This window comes from Chitinophaga sp. YIM B06452, from assembly GCF_039655965.1.
In the GTDB taxonomy this organism is placed as follows: Bacteria; Bacteroidota; Bacteroidia; order Chitinophagales; family Chitinophagaceae; genus Chitinophaga.
In genome coordinates, this window is sequence record NZ_JAWLKY010000001.1 from 1,122,130 (window position 1) to 1,143,712 (window position 21,583).

A 21,583-nucleotide genomic window follows, 5' to 3' on the forward strand; every position below is an offset into this window, starting at 1 on the left:
ATATATTAGTATTGCCAAAATTTTAAATGATCTCCATTTGTTTCATCAGGAAGGTCGCGTTTTTATTGCGGGCCACGCCCGGGCGCATACGGTAGTCGAAGTGGAGGCGGCCGTTGTCAAGACTGCTTTCGAAGCAATAATTGCGGATCTGCTGCGGGTATTCCTGCTCCAGCCCGCCCAGCTCTAGGTCGTGCGTCGCGATCATGCCCAGGCAGCGGTATTGCAGGAAATGCCGGATCAGCTCGCGGGAGCCGGACAGCTTATCTTCAGAGTTCGTGCCTTTCAATATTTCGTCCAGGATGATGAATACCTGCTGGCCGCTCTTCAGCACCTGTATGATATGCTGCAGCCGCAGCAGCTCGGCCTGGAAATAAGAAGTATGCCGTGCAATGGAATCTTTGATGCGCATGGAAGTCATGATCCGCAAAGGACTACAGGTAAAGGATTCCGCGCATACCGGCGCGCCCGCCATAGCCAGCAGCCAGTTCACCCCCACGCTCCGCAGGAAAGTACTTTTGCCGGACATGTTGGAACCGGTAATAATGTGAAACTGCTCTCCATCCCCGATGCTGCAATCATTCACCACGCATTCCCCTTCAGGGATCAGCGGGTGGCCCACTGCTTTCCCGGAAACGCCCGGCCGTTCGCTGATCTCGGGGTAAGTATAGCCCGGATGATTGAAGGCAAACGTAGCCAGGCTGTTCGCCGTTTCCACCCGGGCAATCACTTCCAGCCATTCTTCCACATCCAGCCGGTGCTCCGATTTCCAGCGCTCCAGCCTGAATATGCAATGGATCTCGTACAGCACAATAGAGTTCAGCACCAGCCCCACCAGCAGGTTCAGCCGCTGGTCCAGCATGTTGCTGATGGCTGCCAGCTTGTGCAGCGACTTGTCCGCCTCGGCAGCAGTTTGCTGCCGCGCTTCCAGCCAGGCCGATCCCTTCCAGTCTTCCTGCCTGATCATCCGCAGCAGCACCGCGAACTTTTTCAGCAATTGTTCCTTGTTAGACAGCAGCTGGTGCTGTGCATTCACCTTCTTCACATTCCCCAGCAGGATCATCCAGTTCACGAACATGCAGAGCAGCATGGGTACATAGTTGCCGCTGTAAATATAAAACCCGATGCCGGCGATCACCAGCGCGGGCGCTACATAAGCCGCTATCCGCAAGGTCTTCCGGTGAAGAAATTCCAGCGGGGCCTCTTTCCATAAACGTATTTCTTTTACATCATCCTGGCTTTCCTTTGCCAGCCGGGCATGAGCAGCATACAGCTGCCGGAACTCGATGCTCCCGCTCAGCCTGCGCACCGCATCCTGCATCGCTTTGATCTCTGCGCTGCTTTGCAGCGGCTTTTGCAGCCAGCCCGCCAGGAAATGTTTCCCGGTAAGGGTACCGGTCCTGTTCAGGTATTGAAAAAGCGACGAGCGGCCAAATACATCGAGGTCGCCGGTATAATCGTGCTGGTCGTTGATAAATTCTTCGCCATCTTCAAAATCCGCCACATGATCGGTCACCACCCGCAGCTCCTTTTGATTGAGCGTAAGCAGCGCCTGCAGCAGCGCCTGGTGGTCTTTACTGCGCTGGTACAGCACCAGGCTCCGCACGAAGCCTGCTATCAGCACAAAACAGATCAGCAGCCACGTTGCCTGGAAATCATGCAGGAAATACTGGACACCAAAAAACAGGATGCCCGCAAAAAGAAGAAGCCTGGCCAGGCTGAGCAGTTTCAGCCGGTTGTCCGTTTGTGAAAGCTGCCGGGTAAAATCGTCTATCCTTTGCTGGTAAATGGTTGCCGTTTGCATAGAATAGCAAGATACGCGTAAAAAAGAAATCCTGCAGATGGGAGAAAATAGTAATTTACTGTCTTAACCCAAGTTTTATACCATGAAATGCTATCCCTTTTTCCTTCGCCTGGTAATGCTGTACCTTTTGTTAAGAGTCAGCCCGCTTCATGCTCAATTACACGCTATTCATTCCTTCAACGGCCCCAATGCCGCCGGTACATGGCTTAAGCTCGGAACACTCGGCTTACCGCAGCATGGCCAGACAGTATCTTTTAAATTTTACGGCGGCTCGGGGTACAATGCGCTGAATAGCCAAAACGCCTGTGTGGAACTGTTTATACGCACCAGCAACGGCGGAAGTACCGACCCCGGCGGTTTCGGGTTCTCCGCTTTTGCCACCAGGTATGGTTATATGCAGAACTTCATCACTGCAATAACAATATTACCCAATGCAGCCGGAGTATCCGCTACCGCTTTTGATATCTACCTGGCCGTAGGCGCATATACCGGCAACAGTATTTACGAGGTAACGGGCGGCCCCGGCGCCACTTGGTCGCACGCTATTTCGCTTACCACGCCGGGAGCCGGTTACAATGTGCCATTGGAATTCAGGACCCTGAACGATTCCTACCTGGCCAATTCGCTGTTTGTTTCCATGTCGTCCGGGAATGTCGGCATCGGAACAATCACGCCGGCCACCAAACTGGCTGTGAACGGCGATATTTCATCCAAAAAAGTCAAAGTAACGCAAACCGGCTGGCCGGATTTTGTTTTCGAACCAGGTTATACGTTACCTTCATTACCTTTTGTGGAAGATTATATCAAAACGCACAAACACCTGCCGGATGTTCCGTCTGCGAAGGAGATCATGGAAGAAGGGCTTGATCTCGGGCAAACACAGGCAAAGCTGCTGCAAAAAATAGAAGAACTGACTTTGTACCTGATCGCACAGGACAAACAACTGAAAGCACAGCAGCATATTCTGGAAGAGCAGGCAAAACAACTAAAGCAATTGCAAAAGCAATAGGATAATTGCTCCAAACTAAAAAGCCACGGCGCAATGCGCCGTGGCTTTTTAGCATATATGCATGTCTACATATTCCTGCGATACTGCCCGCCCACTTCGTACAGGGCATGCGTGATCTGCCCGAGGCTGCAATACTTCACGGTTTCCATCAGTTCTTCGAACAAATTACCGTTCTGCACAGCCACGGCCTGCAAGGCTTTCAGCTTCTCCGCGCCATGGTCTGCATGCCGTTCCTGGAATGCCTGCAGGGCGGTGATCTGGAATTCTTTTTCCTCTTTGGTGGAACGGATCACTTCCGCGGGGATAATAGTGGGAGAGCCGTTCTTATTCAGGAAAGTATTCACGCCAATGATCGGGAATTCTCCTGAATGTTTCAGCGATTCGTAGTACAGGCTTTCTTCCTGGATCTTGTTGCGCTGGTACATCCTTTCCATCGCGCCCAGCACGCCGCCGCGTTCCGTGATGCGGTTAAATTCCGCCAGCACGGCCTCTTCCACCAGGTCCGTCAGCTCCTCGATGAAAAAGCTGCCCTGGTTGGGATTTTCATTCTTGGCGGTGCCCAGCTCGCGGTTGATGATCAGCTGGATGGCCATGGCCCTGCGCACGCTTTCTTCTGTGGGCGTGGTAATGGCCTCGTCGTAAGCGTTGGTGTGAAGGGAGTTGCAGTTGTCGTAAATGGCATACAACGCCTGCAGGGTGGTGCGGATGTCGTTGAAGTCGATCTCCTGTGCATGCAGGCTCCTGCCGGACGTCTGGATGTGGTATTTCAGCTTCTGCGAGCGGTCGTTGCCTTTGTATTTATTCCTGATCGCCTTTGCCCATATCCTTCTCGCCACGCGGCCGATCACGGCGTATTCCGGGTCCATGCCGTTGCTGAAGAAGAAAGAAAGATTTGGGGCAAAGTCGTCTATATGCATCCCGCGGCTCAGGTAATATTCCACGTAGGTGAAACCGTTCGCCAGCGTAAACGCCAGCTGGGTGATCGGATTGGCGCCCGCTTCGGCAATGTGGTAGCCGGAAATGCTGACGGAATAAAAGTTGCGCACCTTGCGGTTGATGAAATATTCCTGCACGTCGCCCATCAGTTTCAATGCGAATTCGGTGGAGAAGATGCAGGTGTTCTGCGCCTGGTCTTCCTTCAGGATGTCCGCCTGCACGGTGCCGCGTACGGTGCTCAGCGCATGGGCTTTTATTTTTTCATATACTTCAGGCTCCAGCACGTCGCTGCCGGAAATACCCAGCAGGCGCAGGCCCAGGCCGTTATTGCCATGCGGCAGATCGCCGCTGTAATGCGGCAGCGGATGATCTTTGAATTTCTTTTTGATGATGGCGTTCACTTTTTCTTCCAGCCCGTTCTGCGCGATATATTTCTCACATTCCTGGTCGATGGCGGCATTCATGAAAAACGCAAGCAGGATGGGCGCAGGACCGTTGATGGTCATAGACACGGATGTTTTCGGATCGCAAAGGTCGAAACCGCTGTAGAGTTTCTTCGCATCGTCTACGGTTGCGATGCTCACGCCTGAGTTGCCGATCTTCCCGTAAATGTCCGGGCGGTAAGCAGGATCTTCGCCATAGAGCGTCACACTGTCAAATGCCGTGGAAAGCCGCTTTGCCGGCTGATCTACAGACACGTAGTGAAAACGTTTATTGGTACGTTCCGGCCCGCCTTCTCCCGCGAACATGCGCGTGGGGTCTTCGCCTTCGCGCTTCAGCGGGAACACACCCGCGGCGAAGGGAAATTCTCCCGGCAGGTTTTCCATGAGCTGCCAGCGCAGGATGTCGCCCCAGTCTTTGAACTGCGGCAGGGACACCTTCGGGATGCGGGTATGGGAAAGGCTTTCGGCATACAGCGGCAGCTTGATGATCTTATCTCTTACCTGGAAAGCATAATGGTCTGCTTTGTATTTTTCCAGCAGCGCCGGCCAGCCTTCGATCAGCGCTTTATTTTCCGGCGTAAGCTGTGTTTGCAGGTGCCGGCTGATGTTCTTCAGTTCATCGGCATGTTTGAGGCCGGGCACCTGCAGCACGCCTTCCACCTGGTACCATTGCGTGGCGATGGCGCATTGCTCATTTACCCAGCCGCAGTACTCTTCAATGCTGGTGGCTATTTCAGACAGGTAGCGCACGCGGGCGGGCGGAATGATGAGCGATTTGGTGGAGGTGGCGGTCACCGGCTTGTCCGGTTTATCGTCGCCGAAATGCACGTCGGTTTTTTCAGCGATGCGGTGCATGAGGCGGCCAAACAGCTGGTTCACGCCGGGATCGTTGAACTGTGAAGCGATGGTGCCTACCACGGGCAGGTCTTCATCTTTCGCTTCCCAGAGGGCATTGTTGCGTTTGTATTGTTTGCGCACGTCGTGCAGGGCGTCGAGTGCGCCGGCTTTGTCGAATTTGTTGATGGCGATCAGGTCTGCATAATCGAGCATGTTGATCTTTTCCAGCTGTGAAGCGGCGCCGTATTCGGGCGTCATCACATACAGGGCCACGTCGCAGTAATCCACGATGGCGGTATCGCTCTGGCCGATGCCGGAGGTTTCGAGGATGATAAAATCGAATTTGGCGGCCTTGCAGATATCGATGGCTTCCTGGATGTGCAGGCTGATGGCCTTATCGCTTTCGCGGGTGGCCAGCGAGCGCATGTAGGCGCGCGGGTGGTGGATACTGTTCATGCGGATGCGGTCTCCCAGCAGGGCGCCGCCCGTTTTCTTTTTGGAAGGGTCCACGGAAATAACGGCCACGGTGCGATTGCCGTATTCATGGAGGAAGCGGCGCACCAGCTCGTCTGTCACGCTGCTTTTGCCGGCGCCGCCGGTGCCGGTGATGCCAAGCACAGGGCTCTTGCGGGATGCCATTATCTTCAGGTCTTCCAGCTGCCCGTTCATCGCGAAGTTCTCCGCGTAAGTGATGGCCCTGGCTATTTCCGGCGTATCGTCCTTGGTGAGTTTTTCAGGGCTCAGTTTCCATTCGCCCTGCTTCACGGTCTCAAAATCGCATTGTTTAATTACGTCTTCGATCATGCCGCCGAGGCCGAACTTCCGCCCGTCGTCAGGCGAATAGATGCGCGTGATGCCGTAAGCATGCAGCTCTTCTATTTCTGAAGGGAGAATGGTGCCGCCTCCGCCGCCGAAAATGCGGATGTGGCCGCAGCCCCGCTCTTTCAGCAGGTCGTACATGTATTTGAAAAATTCTATGTGGCCGCCCTGGTAGGAAGTGACGGCTATGCCCTGCGCATCTTCCTGAACGGCGCAGTCCACGATCTCGGCGGCGGAACGGTTGTGCCCGAGGTGGATCACTTCGGCGCCGGTGCTTTGCATAATGCGGCGCATAATGTTGATGGCCGCGTCGTGGCCGTCGAAAAGCGCGGCCGCTGTTACTATACGGACTTTGTGTTGTGGTGTATAAGACATTGGTTAGAGCTGCTTAATGCCATACGCATGCATATGGCGGACAAGCATGCAAGATACGAAAATAGCGCTGCTGGCGGCTGCCGGGAGGATATTTGAATCAATGCAAGCAATGCAATGATTTGTTGGAAATTGTTTAACTGCAACCGGTTCTCAATGGATAATTAAAAAGAAAAATGGGAACGGCCCGGTAGGAACGTTCCCATTACAATAAAAGACAGATTGTAGTCCTAGTTCATAACGTGGAATTTGATAAATGCGGTGTACAAATTATGTGGAGCCATTTGTGGCAAAATGGCAAATATGTATGCGTATACTGGGTTTTCTGTTCCTTAAAATTGTTGAATGTTGCGATTAGATGTCTGGTCTCTGGCTACTAAGAATATACCCGGAAATGCTAGTGTGTATATCTTACGCAATCTTAATTAATATTTTGTTAAAAAACAATTTTTTCCCGCCACTTCCTGAAAATATACTTAAATAAGGAATCCTTTCCTGTATTGGGCACACTGCTCCCAAACCGCCCATGATAAAGCAGTTACAGGCTATCCGGCAAACAACGGCCGGGGTTAAAATCCTATCAAAAACCAAGGCTTTTTTTGTGCTGGAGATTGTATTTGTCCTGGTTGAACTTATACAACCGGGCCGGGCGGTGCCGCACGTCCTGCTCCTCTTCGTTCAGGTCGATGAGGTAATCCATCGCGAAGAATTTTTTCCGGAAGTTCCGCCGGTCCAGCTTCACGTCGAGGATGGCCTCGTAGAGGTTCTGAAGGTCGCGGAGGGAGAATTTTTTGGGCAGCAGGTTGAACCCGACAGGCTGGTCGAGCACCTTGTGCTGCAGGCGCTGGTAGCAGGTGTCCAGGATGTCTTTATGGTCAAAGGCCATATGCCGGATGTCTTTCACGGCATGCCAGTGCAGCTCGTTGTGATGGGTCTTCAGCTCCGCATGCTGGATATTGACGAGGGAGTAATAGGCGATGGTGACCACCCTGCCCGCAGGATGCCGGTTGAGCGCGCCAAAAGCCTGCACCTGTTCCATGAAAACGTCATCCAGCCCGGTGCGCTCCCGCAACACGCGGTAGGCGGCGGTTTCAAGGTCTTCGTCCGGGTGCACGATGTCGCCCAGCAACGACCATTTCCCTTTGTATTCTTTCAGGTCAGATTCGATCAGCAATACCTTCAGTTCGTTTTCATCGAACCCGAAAATGACACAGTCTACGGAAATAGCCGCTTTAAAATAATCTTTGATCTCGGTGAGATGGGTGTTGATGTTTTTGGTGTACATACTTGCATATCGTGGAATGTCAGGAAAAAAGGCTGCTGCTGTCCGCGCTAAAGTCCTGCCCTGTGGAGCGCCTGTCCGTAAATATAAGTTGCTAATACTTTAGTTGCCAAAATTTTCTCTGCGGGCACTTTCATGATATCCTGGCTCAGCACCACGAAATCGGCCACCTTTCCCGGTTCCAGGCTGCCCTTCCGGTCTTCTTCGAACGAGGCCCGGGCCGCCCAGATGGTCATACCCTTCAGCGCATCTTCGCGGCTAAGGGCATTTTCAGGCTGAAATCCGCCCGCCGGGAAGCCGGCCTGGTCCATCCTGGCCACGGCGGCATAGAACGTACGCAGGGGGTCTATATGCTCCACGGGGAAGTCTGTACCCAGGGGCAACCATCCGTTTTCCCGCAGCAGCCGGTTAAAGGCATAGGCGTATTTTACGCGCTGCGGGCCCAGGCGGTCTTTGGCCCAATACATATCTGAAGTGGCATGGGTGGGCTGCACAGAAGGCACGATATTGTTTTCGCCAAACCAGTGGAAATCGATGGAATCGACTACCTGCGCATGTTCTATCCGCCAGCGTTTATCATTTTTTCCTTTCAGCACCTCCGCATAGATCTTCAGGATTGTGCTGTTGGCTGAATCGCCAATGGCATGCGTGCACATCTGGATGTCCGTCTTCGCCAGCTGCGCGGCCTTCCCGGCAAAATACCCCGCGTCTTTCAGCAAAAAGCCTTTCCAGCCCGGCCGGTCTGTGTAATCATGTTTCAGGCAGGCGCCGCGGGAGCCCAGGGCCCCGTCGCCATAGAACTTCACGCTGCGCACCAGCAGGCGGTCTTTTTCATAGATGCCGTTTTGCAGCAGCCAGTTGATATTTTCTTCGTTGTCGCTGAGCATGACATTGAGGCGCAGGTGCAGCTTCTGCTGCGCGAAAAGGGTATCGAACAGGCGCACTTCGGGAAGGTTCAGCCCACAGTCTGTAATGCTGGTAATGCCTGCCGATATACAATTCCGTTCAGCCGCTTCCAGTGAGGCGACGATCGCTTCAAGCGGCTCGGCAGGTATTTTGGAAGACACCAGCTCGTCCGCATTATCGATCAGCATACCGGTAAGCCGGCCGTTCTTTGTCTCCACCGTTCCGCCAATGAGGGTCTGCCCGGCTTTCACGCCCGCCGCATCCAGCGCGGCCTGGTTGGCAATGGAAGCATGACCGTCCACCCGTTCCAGCAATACGGGCGTGTTGGGAAACAGGCTGTCCAGCTTCGATTTATCAGGAAAGGCCTTCACTTCCCAATCATTCTGATCCCAGCCACGGCCCAGGATCCATGCGGAAGGATGTTTGGCGGCAAAGTCCTGCACACGCGCCACCGCTTCATCCCAGCTTTTAGCCCCTACGAGGTCTACCCGGCGGAGCGAATTCGCATAACCGAAGAAGTGCGCATGCGCATCGTTGAAGCCGGGAAAAATAGCCGCGCCTTTTGCATCGATCACCGAATCCGCTTCAAACTTCCCCTGCACCAGCTCATTGCTGCCGATGGCGATCACCTTGCCGTCTTTCACAACCATGGCCGCGGCTACGGTGTTCATGGAATCGGCGGTGTAGATCACGGCATGATGGACCAGGAGGTCTGCTTTTTCTTTACTGGCACAGGCGGATAACAGCGTAACTGAAAGGGCAGCGTAAAGGCATTTTTTCATAGCAGGAAATTTGTACTTAACTAAAGATTAAATTTACGGCAGATTCATACACGATGTATAATAAAGACACTGAAAGATCGCTGGCCGCGCTGGCCAAAACATTACTGTCCGGCAAAACGCCGGGCACGCCTGAAGAAACGGCCGCATCACTGCGGCAGGTGATACGCCACAGCGATTGGCGGTATTACATCCAGGACGACCCCGTGCTCAGCGACCAGGAATACGACCAGCTTTTCTCACAGCTCAAGAAGCTCGAAGAATCGCACCCGGAGCTTGTCACAGCCGATTCTCCCACCCAGCGTGTGGCGCAGGGTCTTACGAAAGTATTCCCCACCGTGCAGCACCTGGTGCCGATGCTCAGCCTGGAGAACTCTTATAATTCAGACGACCTGCTGGACTGGGACCGTAAAGCCCGCGAGCAGACGGGTCTTGCAGAGATCGAATATTGTATAGAACCGAAATTCGACGGCGCCAGCATTTCCCTCATTTACGAAAACGACCTGCTGGCCCGTGGCGCCACCCGCGGCGATGGCGTACAGGGAGACGAGATCACGACCAATATCCGGCAGATACGCTCTATCCCTTTGTCTGCAAAGTTTTCAGACTACGGCATCCAGCAGATAGAACTGCGCGGCGAGGTGCTCATCAACAAAACCACCTTCGCCAAGCTGAATGAGCAGCGCGCCGCTGAAAACCTTCCGCCGCTGGCCAACCCGCGCAATGCGGCCTCAGGCTCGCTCCGCATCGTGGACCCGAAGGAAGTGGCCAAACGCGGGCTGGAAGCGTTCCTTTACAACATGAGCTACCACACCATGAACGACGGCGCCACCGAGCCGCCTGCCATACAATCGCACAGCAACACCCTTGAAATGCTCTGGCAGCTGGGTTTCCGCAGTCCCGCCCGGGAAATGAAAGTCGTGAAAGGCATACAGGCCGTGATAGATCATTGCCTCGATTACGAAACCAAACGCGACGACCTGCCGTATGAAATAGACGGCATGGTGATAAAAGTGAACGATTACGAACTGCAGGACAGGATGGGCATGACCACGCATCACCCGCGCTGGGCCATCGCCTTCAAGTTCAAAGCCCGCCAGGCCACCAGCATCCTGCGCGATGTGGAGTTCCAGGTGGGACGTACCGGCTCCATTACGCCCGTGGCCAAGATAGACCCTGTACCCATTGGCGGCGTGATGGTAGGTTCCGTGAGCCTTTTTAATGAAGATGTGATCAGGGAAAAAGACCTGAAGCTGGGCGACCGTGTGCTGGTGGAGCGCGCCGGCGACGTGATCCCCTATATCGTGAAATCCATTGCAGACCTGCGTAGCGGCGATGAAAGGGATATCGTGTTCCCGAAGAACTGCCCGGTCTGTAAAGACCCGCTGTTCAAGCCCGAAGGCGAAAGCGTGTGGCGCTGTGTGAATATCAACTGTGAAGCACAGGTGGTGGAAAGGATGATCCACTTCGTGAGCAAAGACGCGATGGACATCCGCAGCCTCGGCGAGAGCAACGTGCGCAAGTTCTGGTCGCTCGGCCTGCTGAAAGATGTTCCCGGCATTTACACGCTGGATTTTGAAGCGATAGGCAAGCTGGAAGGTTTCGGGCCAAAGTCCATTTCCAATTTGCAGTCTGCCATAGAAGCCTCGCGCAGCCAGCCTTTGCACCGGCTCATCTTTGGGCTGGGCATCCGTTATGTGGGAGAGACCACCGCGAAAACGCTGGCCAATTCCACCGGGCACCTGCTCAACCTCGCGGATTACACAGAAGAACAATTGCTGGCGCTGGAAGACATCGGGCCGAAAGTAGCGGGTTCTGTACGGCAGTTTTTCCTGAACCAGGACAACATACACATGCTGCAGCGGCTGGAAGAGCTGGGCCTGAACCTCAAAGGCAATACCGGCTCGCGCTCTGCAGAAGGCACTCTCAGCGGGCAAACCTTCCTGTTCACCGGCACACTTCACAAGCTCAAGCGCAGCGATGCGGAAGCGCTCGTAGAGCAGCAGGGCGGCAAGATACTCAGCGGCGTGAGCAGTAAGCTCAACTACCTGATCGTAGGCGAAGATGCGGGCAGCAAGCTCGAAAAAGCGAAAAAGATCAATACCGTCAAGATATTGAGCGAAGATGAATTCATAAACATGGTGCAATAATGAACGATGAGTTTTTCATGCAGCAGGCGCTGAAAGAAGCCCGCAAAGCACAGGAGAAAGGAGAAGTGCCCATCGGGGCGGTAGTGGTGATGAACGGGCAGGTGATAGGCCGCGGCTTCAACCAGGTGGAAATGCTCAATGATTGTACCGCGCATGCTGAAATGATCGCGCTCACTGCGGCGTTCAACTATCTCGGCTCCAAATACCTGATGGAAGCCACTTTGTATGTCACCCTGGAGCCCTGCGTGATGTGCGCCGGGGCTTTGTACTGGAGCAAGATCGGGCGCATCGTATATGCGGCGGCGGATGAAAAGAACGGCTACAGGCGGGTCACCGGCGCTGCGTCTCCCTTTCATCCCAAAACGAAACTGGAAAGCGGCCTGTGTGAAGCGGAAAGTCTGCAGCTCGTGAAAACTTTCTTCCAGGCCAGGAGAAAATAAAAAACCGGCTGTACTATTGCAGCACAGCCGGTTTCATATACCGCGGCCCGTCTTACTTGGCGGGCTGTTGTTTTTTCACATCCATCAGCTGGTTGAGGCTCATGAGCTGTTTCATTGTTTTCTCCATTCCTTCCGAAGAGCCATCCAGGAAAAGCACGTTGCCTTTCGAGTTTTCCGAGAAATGTTTGATGCCTTCCACCCACATGCTGAACAGGATCACGGAGGTATCCAGGTTGGCCTGCTGCATTTCTTTGGCGGCCATCGTCATACCCTTGGCCACTTCTTCACGGAAGAGCGCAACGCCCTGGCCGCGCAGCTGGGCTGCCTGCCTTTCCGCTTCAGCGGCTATTTTGATCGCATTACCTTCTGCTTCCGCAGCTTTGGTTTTGGTGATCAGCAATGCCTGGCCTTCGTTCTCAGCGGCGGCCTTCAGGTTGTTGGAAGCCACCACCTGCGCCATGGAGCGCATGATCGCATCGTCGAAAGTAATATCATTCATCTGGAGGTCCTGCAGGTGAAAACCCCATTGTTCCAGCGTTACGTCTATCTGTTCTTTTACGTGCTCGGTAATGTCCTTGCGGAGGCCCAGCACTTCAGACTGCCTTTTGGTAGCTACAAAGCCCCTGATAGAGCCTTCAATGGTGCGGATGAGGGCCTGCATGAAGCTGCGTTCGTCCATGAACTTAAAGGCTACGTTCTTGATGGTTTCCTCCTGCTGGTTGAGCACGGAATAGAGAAGCATGGCCTTGAAATACACATTCGCCTGGTCTACCGTAATAGCCTGGAATTCCAGCTCCACGGAGCGGTTCTGGATAGAGATGCGTTTGAACACCTTTTCGATGAGAGGGATCTTGAAGTTGAGGCCGGGTAACAGGATGCGGTTGTATTTACCGAAGATGGTTGTAACGCCAATGGTGCCCTGCTGCACAGTTACGAAAGAAGAAAGGACTACAAGAACGAGTAGGCCTAAAATAACATACAAAAAAATGTTATCCATAGTGTCAAGGATTTGAATCATAAATGTAATCAAAATCCTTCACTACAGCTATTAAATTGCTGATAAGCGGGGTTTCCAAACTTACGGATGTAAAGACCGGGATTGTATGGCTTTGGTGGTTAACAAACAATGGATGAACCGTGTGGGTTAAAACACGATACAATGCATGAAAGACTTATACAAAGTGTTATATCTTCTGGCAAGTGCGGAAGTAAATGAATACATCGTCCAGCTCAATCTGTTTCAATTGATAGGCCAATTGGGTTTTCAGGTCCTCCGTCTCTTCTTTGATTTTCCTGTATTGGTCTTTTAATGTCTGATACCTGGCAATTATTTCTTCAGGTGTGGCGGATGGCTCCAACATCAGGATATCATACGCCTTGTCTTCGGTTATCATAGTGATAAGTATTACCTCTAAAAACTATCCAAATGAACTCCGTTCTTAATTCAGGCTACTAAATTAGTGGAGTTTCGAACGCCGGAAAATACCCAAGCTTGGGTATTTTTCTCCCCGGAATCGCAGATCACACAAGCGTTGTAGCGCTTTTACAAATTAAAAATCGGTCATATGTATCCTGATAATCAATATGCGAAAAAATCATAATAAATGCTGGTTATTGTAAACCAATCTGTTTGGCAAGGGCTACCAATTCGGGGGTGTTTCTTACTTTGAGCTTAAGCCTGATGTTCTTCCTGTGGGTCTCAATGGTATACCTGCTGAGGTTCAGTTTCTCTGCGATCTCTTTATTGTTGTGGCCTCTTGCGGCCAGTGTGAATATATCTTTTTCGCGCGCGGTGAGCTTGTTGAGCACATCTTCGTTCCGTCTTCGCAGCACTACGCGCAGCGCTTCGCTGATCTGGTTACCCGTGTCTATAGCGTTGGAAAAGTCCAGGAACACGCAGATCACGTCTACCACGTTCCCCTGCTGGTCGAAGGAAAAAGGCACGCCCAGGCCTACGACCCAGAACCATTCATGGCTGCCGCGCCTGCGTACGCGCATAACACCGCCGAACATACCTTTTTTATCGCGGAAAGACTGTTGTGAGATGGTGAGGATGCTCAGGTCTTCGGGGTGGGTTACCTGCCTGAAAAATTCAACCCCAAGGGTTAAGATCTCTTCCCGGGAATACCCCAGCGTTTCTGTCAAAAGCCTGTTGCACCAGTTGATTGCTTTTTTGGAGTTGTTGGACGTATATAACATTGCGGGAACCTTGTCTATAATGGCCTCCAAATGTTCCAGCCGGCTCCTCAATTGCGTATTCTCCGATATCAGCGCATCATGAGAATCGCGGTTTTCTGTGCCCATGTCCTGCATTATGAATGTTTTAAACAAACAATAGTGAAAACTAACGATGAATACTATACGAATATAAATAAATGTGAAACAAAGATCATAACACCTTTATGTAAATATAAAAGAAAAAGCCATATATCCAAACGCCGTTAACACTGGTTTCCCCCTAATAACAATGCGATGGGCAAAGGGTTCGCGGAACTGCCGGAGAAAGGGTTTGACAATTCCCGCATTAGGCAGTAAATTTGGTGCTCTAATTGAAATACAATTCTTAAACCCATAAAAATTGGATTATGGCTTTCACACTTCCTGCATTGCCGTATGCTTCCGATGCGCTTGAGCCGCACTTCGACAAGCTGACAATGGAAATTCACCACGGCAAGCACCACCAGGCTTATGTAGACAATCTGAACAAGGCTGTTGCCGGTACCGAGAACGAGAATAAATCCCTGGAAGAGCTGGTTGCAAAAGCCGGCACTATCAGCCCCGCAGTGCGCAACAACGGTGGCGGCCACTGGAATCACTCTTTCTTCTGGACCAGCCTGGGCCCCAATGCCGGCGGCGCTCCCTCCGGTAAACTTGCAGATGCCATCAACAGTGCTTTCGGTTCTTTTGATGCATTCAAAGAAAAATTCAACGCTGCCGGCGTTTCCCGCTTCGGTTCAGGCTGGGCCTGGCTGATCGTGAAAGACGGTAAGCTGGAGATCACTTCCACCCCCAACCAGGACAACCCCCTGATGGACGTTGCTGAAGTGAAAGGCACTCCCATCCTGGGTGTGGACGTGTGGGAACACGCCTACTACCTCAAATACCAGAACCGCCGCGCGGAATACCTCGCTGCTTTCTGGAACGTGGTAAACTGGGACGCCGTTAGCAAAAGATTCTAACAGCCTCACTGGCAAAAAATAAAAATGGCCGGCAGCAACAGCTACCGGCCATTTTTTATTACCACATCTTTCCCTTACAGGGATTTGATCTTCATGTTTTTGAACCATATCTCGCTGCCATGATCCTGCACGCAGATATGGCCTTTCTTCGCGGTGCCATAACCTTTGTAATCCTTCCATTTGCCGGTGGCCTTGGCCTTTTCCCACTCAGGCGTCCACATTTGTGTATCCACCACTTTCTCGCCGTTCAGCCAATGCTCAACGTGGCCTTTGTTCACTACAATACGGGTATGGTTCCACTCGCCGATGGGCTTGGCAGCCAGCTTCGACGGCGGGTTCATCGCGTAGTTCGCGCCTGATTTCTGCCAGTCTTCGAGCTTTTCCGGGAAGTTCTCATCGTCTATGAGCTGGTACTCAGGCCCGCTCATATAGGGTGCTTCAAACTCTTCGGTAACGAGGTAAAGGATACCGCTGTTGCCCTGTGGCGCCAGTTTCCAGTCGGTTTCCAGCTCAAAGTTCTCGTACTGGTCGTTGGTGAGCAGGTCGCCGCGCATATCGCTTTTATCGGTGGTGCTGCCGGTGCAGTGTAATGTACCATCTACCACGCCCCAGGTGTTGGAAGGCTTGTTCTTATAAATCCTCCACCCGTCAAGGTTTGAGCCGTTGAACAAAAGTTTCCAGCCAGCTGCCTGCTCTTCGGCAGTCAGCACATTGGCCTGCGGTTCGGTAGTGGTTTTGTTTTCGCTGCCGATGGCCACCGAATCTTTCTTCTCCTCTTTGGGAGCCCCGCCGCCACAGGATGTGAGCGCAAGGGAAGCCGCTGCAAACGCAGGTAATACTAATCTCTTCATAGTTTACTTGTTTACGGTTTTCAGGTTCTTCGGATCCCAGTACATGATCTTGTTCTGGAAATAGCTGTCGTTGCAAAGCAATGCAGGCGCGGCTGCGCGGAAGCCGAACAAGGCGTCTTCACTCACTTTGCCTTTCGTGCGCATGGCGTTGAACAGGTTGTAGAAGTGATCGAAGTGCGCGCCTTTGTAACCCTTGTCAGCCACGTATTCCAGCTTATCGGGCGGCAGCATGTCCGCTCTTTCGTACACGTATTGTTTGCCGGTGTCCTGCGCTTTTTTCGTTTGCAGCAAAGGATCGTCTGTAGCGGCGTAGGCCTTGTTGCGGTAGAGGGTCACTTTATCCCACTCCACGGTCATGGAGCCTTCGCTGCCCACCATGCGCAGGTAGTTGGTGCCGCCGGTACCGTCTACGAAGTTCACACGCAGGGAGAGGTTGAATGCAGGATGAATGTCTGTCTGCGGGTAGTCGAACATGCCGAGCATTACATCAGGCACTTCACGGCCGTCTTTCCAGTAACGCAGGCCGCCCGTGGCCATGATCTTTTCAGGGCCGATGGAACCGGTTACGAGGTGAAGGCTGGAGAAGAGGTGAACGAAGAGGTCGCCGGAAACGCCGGTGCCATAGTCTTTGTAATTCCTCCAGCGGAAGAAACGCAAAGGATCCCAAGCGCGTTTGGTGTTGTTGGCCAGGAATGCGTCCCAGCCTACGGTTGAAGGCGATGCATCGGCGGGGATGGGATATTGCCATGCGCCGAAGGGAGACATGCGCGCCCAGAAACCTTCTGCATAATTGAGCTGGCCGATGGCCCCGTCTTTCAGCAACTGGCGGGCTTTTTCGTTACCGAGGGAGCTTACGCCCTGGCTGCCTACTTCGTATATCACTTTGTTCTTGTTCTGTGCTTCCACTACAGCATGGCCCTCGGTAACGTCGTGCACCATTGGTTTTTCGCAGTACACGCTTTTGCCTGCGTTCATCGCTGCCACGGAAATATCTTTATGCCAGCTGTCCGGCGTGGCAATGATCACCGCGTCTATGTCTTTACGGGCGAGTATTTCCTTGTAATCGCGCGTGGTGAAAATGTCGCTGCCATATTTCTTCTTTGCATCCGCCAGGCGGCCATCGTAAAGATCGCAGGCTGCGATCAGCTTCACACCGGGCACGGTGATGGCTGTATCTGCATCGGCATTGCCCATGCCGCCGGCGCCTATCAGCGCGATCTGGATATTATCGTTTGCGCTGTAATGGTCTTTCTGCCTGGAAAGCTGTTCCAGGCTGCGTTTCCTGTCTGCCGCCGTAATAATGTTCGGCAGCAGCGATGCGCCTACAACTCCTTTTGCAAATTTGGTGATAAAACCGCGGCGGGAGTTGCCATTGGATTGATTACTCATATGCTGTTAGCTTTTTATTTTTTATGATAAACGTGGGTTTCCCGAACCATTAATTTAACGATTAATTTCAGCAAATCCAATCGCCTCGCTTATTTGAGGCGCAATACCGCATTCACCGGCAAATGGTCGGATGCGTATTTTTCCTGGATCACGGTATGCCTCACCGTCTCGAACCTGCCCGGGGTAAAAGCCACGAAATCTATGCAGCGGCGCGGGTTTTCGACGGGAATGGTAAACCCGCAGTCCGTACAGCTGCGGGAGAAATGCTGATCAAGTGTGTTTATTACACTACTGTTTTCCGGCGCATTCAGATCTCCTGCAACGATCACAGGGTATGGTTGTTTGCCCAGGATAGCTATAACTTCCCTGATCTGTACCTGGCGGTTGGTATCGCCGCGCTGCGCGTCCAGGTGGGTGCAGGCCATCAGTACTTTGCGGTTGCCGGGCAGCTGCAACAGCGCAGTGGCCAGCACGCGCGGTTCGCCATTGGTGCCTGCAACGGTCGTGAGCGGGTAACGGTTCGTTTCCAGGATGGGATAACGGCTCAGGATGGCTACGCCATATTCCCCGCCGCCATAGTCGATCCCTTTGGCGAAAAATGACTGCATGCCGCTCAGCCTGGCCAGCTCTTCTGCCTGGTGAAGTCCTTTGCCTGAGCGGTCCGTATGCACGTCCACTTCCTGCAGGGCAACAATATCGGGCTTGGTATCCGCGATCACTTTGGCAATGGCGGGTATGTCTATTTTGTCTTTGGTGGAAGGCGGATTGGCGTGATGGATGTTATAACACAGCACGTTGATATCTGCCTGTTGCGCGCCTGTAACGGCTTTCGGGCCAGAGCATGCGGCCAGCGCCGTCAGGGAGAAGGCGGTAGCATAAAGGATTGCTTTCATACGGTGATGTTGAGTAGAACCGTAAAAAAACGAAAAACAATTTAACCATGCAATGTTTATCGCATAGTTAAATTGTTATTTCAAATATACTAAGGTCGGGATCAGTTGTGCTTACCCAGCAATTGCTGGTACCTGGCGGGGTCGCCGAGCAGCGCCACGGCTTCTTCCACGTCCTTATCCCAGGTCAGGCTTTTTTCGATGCGGCCCAGCTGCGGGTAATAACGGTTCATGATCTCTTCTTCCAGCAGGTGCCTGATCTCGGTCTTGTTCTTCAGCAGGTCCTGCTTTTTGTCGTGCTTCATTTTCTGCTGCAGCGCTTCAAATTCTTTCGCCAGGCCATCGTAATATTTTTCACGGTTGGCGGTGCTGCGGAAGTTTTCCAGCGCTTCTTCGCTGCGGGTCTTGTAGCTGTAATCCTTCCCGTCCAGGAACTTCACGAAATCCTCGAAATCCTCGTCGGTCAGCGTGAATTGTGAAGGTTCTTTCGCGGCGGGATGCGAGTAGTAGTATTGGGTAGCGTAATCGAAGATGTATTGTTTGCGCAGCAGGGTGATGGCCACCTGGCTGAGGATCATGTTGTCTACCTTGGCGTCGGGCTCAATGCCGCCGCCGTCTTTCACCGGCCTGCCGCCTGCGGTCACGAAAGAGCGGCGCAGGGAATCGGGCACATAATCGGCTTCGCCTTCTTCGTTGCGGTGACTGTAATCTATCGCCTGGATGCAGCGGCCGCTGGGCGTGTAATAACGTGCGGTGGTCACTTTCAGCTTGGCGTTGTAGGGCAGCGGGCGGGTGGTTTGCACCAGGCCTTTGCCGTAGGAGCGTTGGCCAACAACAAGACCGCGGTCCAGGTCCTGCACAGCGCCGGCCACGATTTCAGCGGCGGAAGCGGAGGAGCGGCTGGTGAGCACGATCAGCGGGATGTTCATATCCACGGGGCTTTGGCTGGTACGGTATTCCCGGTCCCAGCTTTTCACTTTGCCGCGGGTGCTTACGATCAGTTTGTTCTTTTCAATGAAAATATTGGAAAGGGCCACTGCTTCCTCGAGCAGGCCGCCGGGGTTGCCGCGGAGGTCCAGCACGAGGCCTTTCAGCTGCGGGTTGGATTGCCTGAGCCTGGCGAACGCTTCCTGTACCTGTTCGGCGCTGTTTTCGGTGAACTGCGTCATTTTGATATACCCTACTTCTTTTTTCATGATACCGGCGAAGCTCACGGGTTTCACGTTGATATCTTCACGAACGATCTTGTATGTTTTTTCAGCACTGGTGATGGGATGGCGCAATACGATGGTGAGCGTGGTGCCGGGCGCGCCTTTCAGATAGCGGCTCACTTCGTCCTGCTCCATGTTCCTGGCACTCTTGCCGTCCAGCGACACGATGATATCTCCCGCTTTCACGCCGGCTTTGGCCATAGGGCTGCCTTCGTACACGTCGGTGATGGAGGTCCATTCGCCTTCGGTATAAATGGAAGTGCCTACGCCTCCATACCGGCCGGTGGCCATAAAACGGAGTTCATCCAGTTCTTCTTCAGGCACGAAGTCCGTGTAGGGATCGGTTTCTTCGAGCATGGCTTCTATGCCCCTTTGCATGAGTTTTTCGGGAGGCAGTTCTTCCACGTAGTAAGTGTTCAGCTCGCGGTAGAACGCGGCAAATATGTCCAGGTTCTTGGCGATCAGGAAATATTTGTCGTTGTTGCGGAACGCGGCGAGCATGAGGCAGAGGCCCAGCAGTGAAAACAGTACGATCTTTTTGGAAATCCGCATGTGGCAAGATTAAAATGTGAGGGATGTGGTTCAGGGAACCGGGTCGTATCCATGCCCGCCCCAAGGGTGGCAGCTCAGGATGCGTTTGATGGTAAGCCAGCCGCCTTTGAAGGCGCCGTGTTTTTTAAATGCTTCCAGGCCGTATTGTGAGCAGGTGGGCGTATACCGGCACCGCGATCCCAGCCATGGGCTGATGCACCATTGATAGAACTTGATGAGTATAATGAACGGGATACTGAGTAATTGCATCAATCGCTGCATAATCTTTGGTCTTTCTTGCTTTAGTCTTTCCTGACGGCTTCCCTGGTCAGTTTCTCTAAAATTACCGAAAATTTGCGGCTAAGGATGTCGAAATCAGCTATTTTTTTGTCAGTATAAATGAAAAAAACGGCCAGCTGGGCGCCGCTTTCGCGGAGGGCGTCGTAGAGGGATTGTTTTTGGATACGGTAGGCCTCCCGGCCCAGCCTTTTGATGCGGTTGCGGTCTACCGCATGGGGAAATTTGCGGGACGATACGCTGAACCCTGCCTGGACGGGGTATTTGTCCGTATGCAGGCTGGCGTGCATATAGATCACGCGGTAGGGGAAAACAGAAAACGCTTTTCCGTCCCGAAAAAGCGTTTCAATCATTTTCCTGCTCTTTAACTTCTCTTCCTTGTTAAAAGAATAAGTTTTTATGGCAATATGAGTTTATGCGGATTATTTCAGCTTGCTCTCGTCAGATACGGTCAGCTTTTTCCTGCCCTTAGCCCTACGGGATGCCAATACTTTACGTCCGTTGGCAGTTTCCATTCTCTTTCTGAAACCGTGTACGCTCTTTCTGCGTCTGTTGTGCGGTTGAAAAGTACGTTTCATTTGTTAATTATATTTGATTTCAATTGTCAAATGGGACCTTCGGTCTCACCTGTTAATAATTTTTTGCTTTTGCCTGATGGGACCTCGCAAAAGCTCGGTCTCATTTTATCAGTTTGTTTTTTGTACTTAAAACTTGTTCCCATTCCCGTTTTTGAGAAGGCAGACTGTGATCAGCCCCGTTTCAAACGGAAGGCAAAGGTAGCGTAAATAATTAAAAATGAAAAGAGATGCGCTAAAAAAAGTGCCCTCTCTATAAAAAAAGCCCCGGGATTGCGCCCGGAGCCCTTATAAATCAGTTAATTATGCCTTATTTGGCTGCTGCGGGAGCTGCGGTTGCAGGCACGCCCAGCTTGGTCTTAACAGCCGCCAGGATGTCGTCGCCGGCAGGAGAAACCAGTAAAGAGCCGCTGGAGCTGTCGATCACGTAAGCATACCCTTTTTCTTTGGCTACGTCTTCGATGGCTTTACGGGCTTTGTCGTATACAGGTTTCAGCAGTTCGTTCTGTTTCTGGCCGATCTTTTCACGGGCAGCGGTTTCGAAAGACTGGATGCGCTGTTGTGCGTCCTGGATCTCTTTCACTTTCACCTGCTTCATGGTTTCGCTATCGGTAGCGGAGGATTTGTCGAAATCCTGCATCTTCTTGTTATATTCTGCAACCAGGGCGCCACTTTCCTTTTCCAGGCTGGCCGCGAAGGTTTCGATCTCTCCCTGTGCTTTTTTAGTCTCCGGCATGGCCTCGATCAATGCCTGTGCGTTGATATGCGCGATTTTGGCTTGTGCGCTGGCCTTCACACTGCATAACCCGGAAACCGCGACAATTGCAATAATTACATACTTCTTCATGATGATGTTGTTCTGAGTTTAAAAGAAATTTTAAAATAG

General features: G+C 52.5%; 19 protein-coding genes. 4 read left to right on the forward strand and 15 right to left on the reverse strand.

Annotation, left to right across the window (positions count from 1 at the left end):
• Nucleotides 1-22: 22 nt before the first annotated feature.
• Entirely contained in the window at nucleotides 23-1,801 is a 1,779-nt protein-coding gene (locus tag R3I13_RS04225; RefSeq protein ID WP_346316676.1) for a hypothetical protein, read from the reverse strand.
• A gap of 307 nt (nucleotides 1,802-2,108) precedes the next feature.
• On the opposite strand from R3I13_RS04225, the gene R3I13_RS04230 reads away from it, so the two are divergent.
• Complete coding sequence (locus tag R3I13_RS04230; RefSeq protein ID WP_346316677.1) at nucleotides 2,109-2,810, forward strand: hypothetical protein; 702 nt, start codon at nucleotides 2,109-2,111, stop codon at nucleotides 2,808-2,810.
• A 65-nt stretch (nucleotides 2,811-2,875) separates the two neighbouring features.
• Here the strand turns inward: R3I13_RS04230 and R3I13_RS04235 are convergent, their stop codons facing one another.
• The 3 genes from R3I13_RS04235 to R3I13_RS04245 form a co-directional block, all read right to left on the reverse strand.
• Nucleotides 2,876-6,220, reverse strand: coding sequence for a methylmalonyl-CoA mutase family protein (locus tag R3I13_RS04235; protein ID WP_346316678.1), 3,345 nt, complete (start codon nucleotides 6,218-6,220; stop codon nucleotides 2,876-2,878).
• A 577-nt stretch (nucleotides 6,221-6,797) separates the two neighbouring features.
• A complete protein-coding gene (locus R3I13_RS04240; protein WP_346316679.1) occupies nucleotides 6,798-7,502 on the reverse strand; it encodes an NUDIX domain-containing protein in 705 nt (234 codons plus the stop codon).
• Nucleotides 7,503-7,549: 47 nt separating this feature from the next.
• The gene (locus tag R3I13_RS04245; RefSeq protein ID WP_346316680.1) at nucleotides 7,550-9,187 is read right to left on the reverse strand and encodes an amidohydrolase; all 1,638 of its coding nucleotides are present in this window, start codon (nucleotides 9,185-9,187) and stop codon (nucleotides 7,550-7,552) included.
• A 53-nt stretch (nucleotides 9,188-9,240) separates the two neighbouring features.
• On the opposite strand from R3I13_RS04245, the gene ligA reads away from it, so the two are divergent.
• Together ligA and R3I13_RS04255 are read left to right on the forward strand one after the other, a co-directional pair.
• A complete protein-coding gene (gene ligA, locus R3I13_RS04250; RefSeq protein WP_346316681.1) occupies nucleotides 9,241-11,334 on the forward strand; it encodes an NAD-dependent DNA ligase LigA in 2,094 nt (697 codons plus the stop codon).
• Entirely contained in the window at nucleotides 11,334-11,774 is a 441-nt protein-coding gene (locus R3I13_RS04255; RefSeq protein ID WP_346316682.1) for a nucleoside deaminase, read from the forward strand. Before ligA ends, R3I13_RS04255 begins: the two co-directional genes overlap by 1 nt.
• A 52-nt stretch (nucleotides 11,775-11,826) precedes the next feature.
• Here the strand turns inward: R3I13_RS04255 and R3I13_RS04260 are convergent, their stop codons facing one another.
• The 3 genes from R3I13_RS04260 to R3I13_RS04270 form a co-directional block, all read right to left on the reverse strand.
• Nucleotides 11,827-12,771 carry an SPFH domain-containing protein gene (locus R3I13_RS04260; protein WP_346316683.1) on the reverse strand — a complete coding sequence of 315 codons (945 nt, stop codon included), beginning with the start codon at nucleotides 12,769-12,771 and terminating at the stop codon, nucleotides 11,827-11,829.
• 187 nt (nucleotides 12,772-12,958) lie between these two features.
• Nucleotides 12,959-13,168, reverse strand: coding sequence for a hypothetical protein (locus R3I13_RS04265; RefSeq protein ID WP_346316684.1), 210 nt, complete (start codon nucleotides 13,166-13,168; stop codon nucleotides 12,959-12,961).
• A 217-nt stretch (nucleotides 13,169-13,385) separates the two neighbouring features.
• Nucleotides 13,386-14,078, reverse strand: coding sequence for a LuxR C-terminal-related transcriptional regulator (locus R3I13_RS04270; protein ID WP_346316685.1), 693 nt, complete (start codon nucleotides 14,076-14,078; stop codon nucleotides 13,386-13,388).
• Nucleotides 14,079-14,359: 281 nt separating this feature from the next.
• Here R3I13_RS04270 and R3I13_RS04275 point away from each other — a divergent pair, with 281 nt between their 5' ends.
• On the forward strand, nucleotides 14,360-14,953 hold the full coding sequence (locus R3I13_RS04275; RefSeq protein WP_346316686.1) for a superoxide dismutase: 594 nt from the start codon (nucleotides 14,360-14,362) through the stop codon (nucleotides 14,951-14,953).
• A 74-nt stretch (nucleotides 14,954-15,027) separates the two neighbouring features.
• On the opposite strand, the gene R3I13_RS04280 is transcribed toward R3I13_RS04275, so the two are convergent.
• From R3I13_RS04280 to R3I13_RS04315, 8 genes are all read right to left on the reverse strand, one after another.
• The gene (locus tag R3I13_RS04280; protein WP_346316687.1) at nucleotides 15,028-15,804 is read right to left on the reverse strand and encodes a DUF1080 domain-containing protein; all 777 of its coding nucleotides are present in this window, start codon (nucleotides 15,802-15,804) and stop codon (nucleotides 15,028-15,030) included.
• Nucleotides 15,805-15,807: 3 nt separating this feature from the next.
• Nucleotides 15,808-17,193, reverse strand: coding sequence for a Gfo/Idh/MocA family oxidoreductase (locus tag R3I13_RS04285; RefSeq protein WP_346316688.1), 1,386 nt, complete (start codon nucleotides 17,191-17,193; stop codon nucleotides 15,808-15,810).
• A gap of 89 nt (nucleotides 17,194-17,282) precedes the next feature.
• Entirely contained in the window at nucleotides 17,283-18,086 is an 804-nt protein-coding gene (locus R3I13_RS04290) for an endonuclease/exonuclease/phosphatase family protein (RefSeq protein WP_346316689.1), read from the reverse strand.
• 101 nt (nucleotides 18,087-18,187) lie between these two features.
• Entirely contained in the window at nucleotides 18,188-19,846 is a 1,659-nt protein-coding gene (locus tag R3I13_RS04295) for a S41 family peptidase (protein ID WP_346316690.1), read from the reverse strand.
• A gap of 30 nt (nucleotides 19,847-19,876) precedes the next feature.
• Nucleotides 19,877-20,107 (reverse strand): membrane protein insertion efficiency factor YidD, encoded by a 231-nt coding sequence (gene yidD / locus R3I13_RS04300; protein ID WP_346316691.1) that lies wholly within the window; start codon nucleotides 20,105-20,107, stop codon nucleotides 19,877-19,879.
• Nucleotides 20,108-20,127: 20 nt separating this feature from the next.
• The gene (locus R3I13_RS04305; protein ID WP_346317732.1) at nucleotides 20,128-20,529 is read right to left on the reverse strand and encodes a ribonuclease P protein component; all 402 of its coding nucleotides are present in this window, start codon (nucleotides 20,527-20,529) and stop codon (nucleotides 20,128-20,130) included.
• A 15-nt stretch (nucleotides 20,530-20,544) separates the two neighbouring features.
• On the reverse strand, nucleotides 20,545-20,700 hold the full coding sequence (rpmH, locus tag R3I13_RS04310; protein ID WP_120517234.1) for a 50S ribosomal protein L34: 156 nt from the start codon (nucleotides 20,698-20,700) through the stop codon (nucleotides 20,545-20,547).
• A 307-nt stretch (nucleotides 20,701-21,007) separates the two neighbouring features.
• Nucleotides 21,008-21,544 (reverse strand): OmpH family outer membrane protein, encoded by a 537-nt coding sequence (locus tag R3I13_RS04315; protein WP_346316692.1) that lies wholly within the window; start codon nucleotides 21,542-21,544, stop codon nucleotides 21,008-21,010.
• Between the last annotated feature and the right edge of the window lie 39 nt (nucleotides 21,545-21,583).

What these genes read in the sequence shown, in the direction of transcription:
- R3I13_RS04225 (WP_346316676.1), bottom strand. Translation starts at nt 1,801, where the DNA reads ATGCAAACGGCAACCATTTACCAGCAAAGGATAGACGATTTTACCCGG.
- R3I13_RS04235 (WP_346316678.1), bottom strand. Translation starts at nt 6,220, where the DNA reads ATGTCTTATACACCACAACACAAAGTCCGTATAGTAACAGCGGCCGCG.
- R3I13_RS04240 (WP_346316679.1), bottom strand. Translation starts at nt 7,502, where the DNA reads ATGTACACCAAAAACATCAACACCCATCTCACCGAGATCAAAGATTAT.
- R3I13_RS04245 (WP_346316680.1), bottom strand. Translation starts at nt 9,187, where the DNA reads ATGAAAAAATGCCTTTACGCTGCCCTTTCAGTTACGCTGTTATCCGCC.
- ligA (WP_346316681.1), top strand. Translation starts at nt 9,241, where the DNA reads ATGTATAATAAAGACACTGAAAGATCGCTGGCCGCGCTGGCCAAAACA.
- R3I13_RS04255 (WP_346316682.1), top strand. Translation starts at nt 11,334, where the DNA reads ATGAACGATGAGTTTTTCATGCAGCAGGCGCTGAAAGAAGCCCGCAAA.
- R3I13_RS04260 (WP_346316683.1), bottom strand. Translation starts at nt 12,771, where the DNA reads ATGGATAACATTTTTTTGTATGTTATTTTAGGCCTACTCGTTCTTGTA.
- R3I13_RS04265 (WP_346316684.1), bottom strand. Translation starts at nt 13,168, where the DNA reads ATGATAACCGAAGACAAGGCGTATGATATCCTGATGTTGGAGCCATCC.
- R3I13_RS04270 (WP_346316685.1), bottom strand. Translation starts at nt 14,078, where the DNA reads ATGGGCACAGAAAACCGCGATTCTCATGATGCGCTGATATCGGAGAAT.
- R3I13_RS04275 (WP_346316686.1), top strand. Translation starts at nt 14,360, where the DNA reads ATGGCTTTCACACTTCCTGCATTGCCGTATGCTTCCGATGCGCTTGAG.
- R3I13_RS04280 (WP_346316687.1), bottom strand. Translation starts at nt 15,804, where the DNA reads ATGAAGAGATTAGTATTACCTGCGTTTGCAGCGGCTTCCCTTGCGCTC.
- R3I13_RS04285 (WP_346316688.1), bottom strand. Translation starts at nt 17,193, where the DNA reads ATGAGTAATCAATCCAATGGCAACTCCCGCCGCGGTTTTATCACCAAA.
- R3I13_RS04290 (WP_346316689.1), bottom strand. Translation starts at nt 18,086, where the DNA reads ATGAAAGCAATCCTTTATGCTACCGCCTTCTCCCTGACGGCGCTGGCC.
- R3I13_RS04295 (WP_346316690.1), bottom strand. Translation starts at nt 19,846, where the DNA reads ATGCGGATTTCCAAAAAGATCGTACTGTTTTCACTGCTGGGCCTCTGC.
- yidD (WP_346316691.1), bottom strand. Translation starts at nt 20,107, where the DNA reads ATGCAGCGATTGATGCAATTACTCAGTATCCCGTTCATTATACTCATC.
- rpmH (WP_120517234.1), bottom strand. Translation starts at nt 20,700, where the DNA reads ATGAAACGTACTTTTCAACCGCACAACAGACGCAGAAAGAGCGTACAC.
- R3I13_RS04315 (WP_346316692.1), bottom strand. Translation starts at nt 21,544, where the DNA reads ATGAAGAAGTATGTAATTATTGCAATTGTCGCGGTTTCCGGGTTATGC.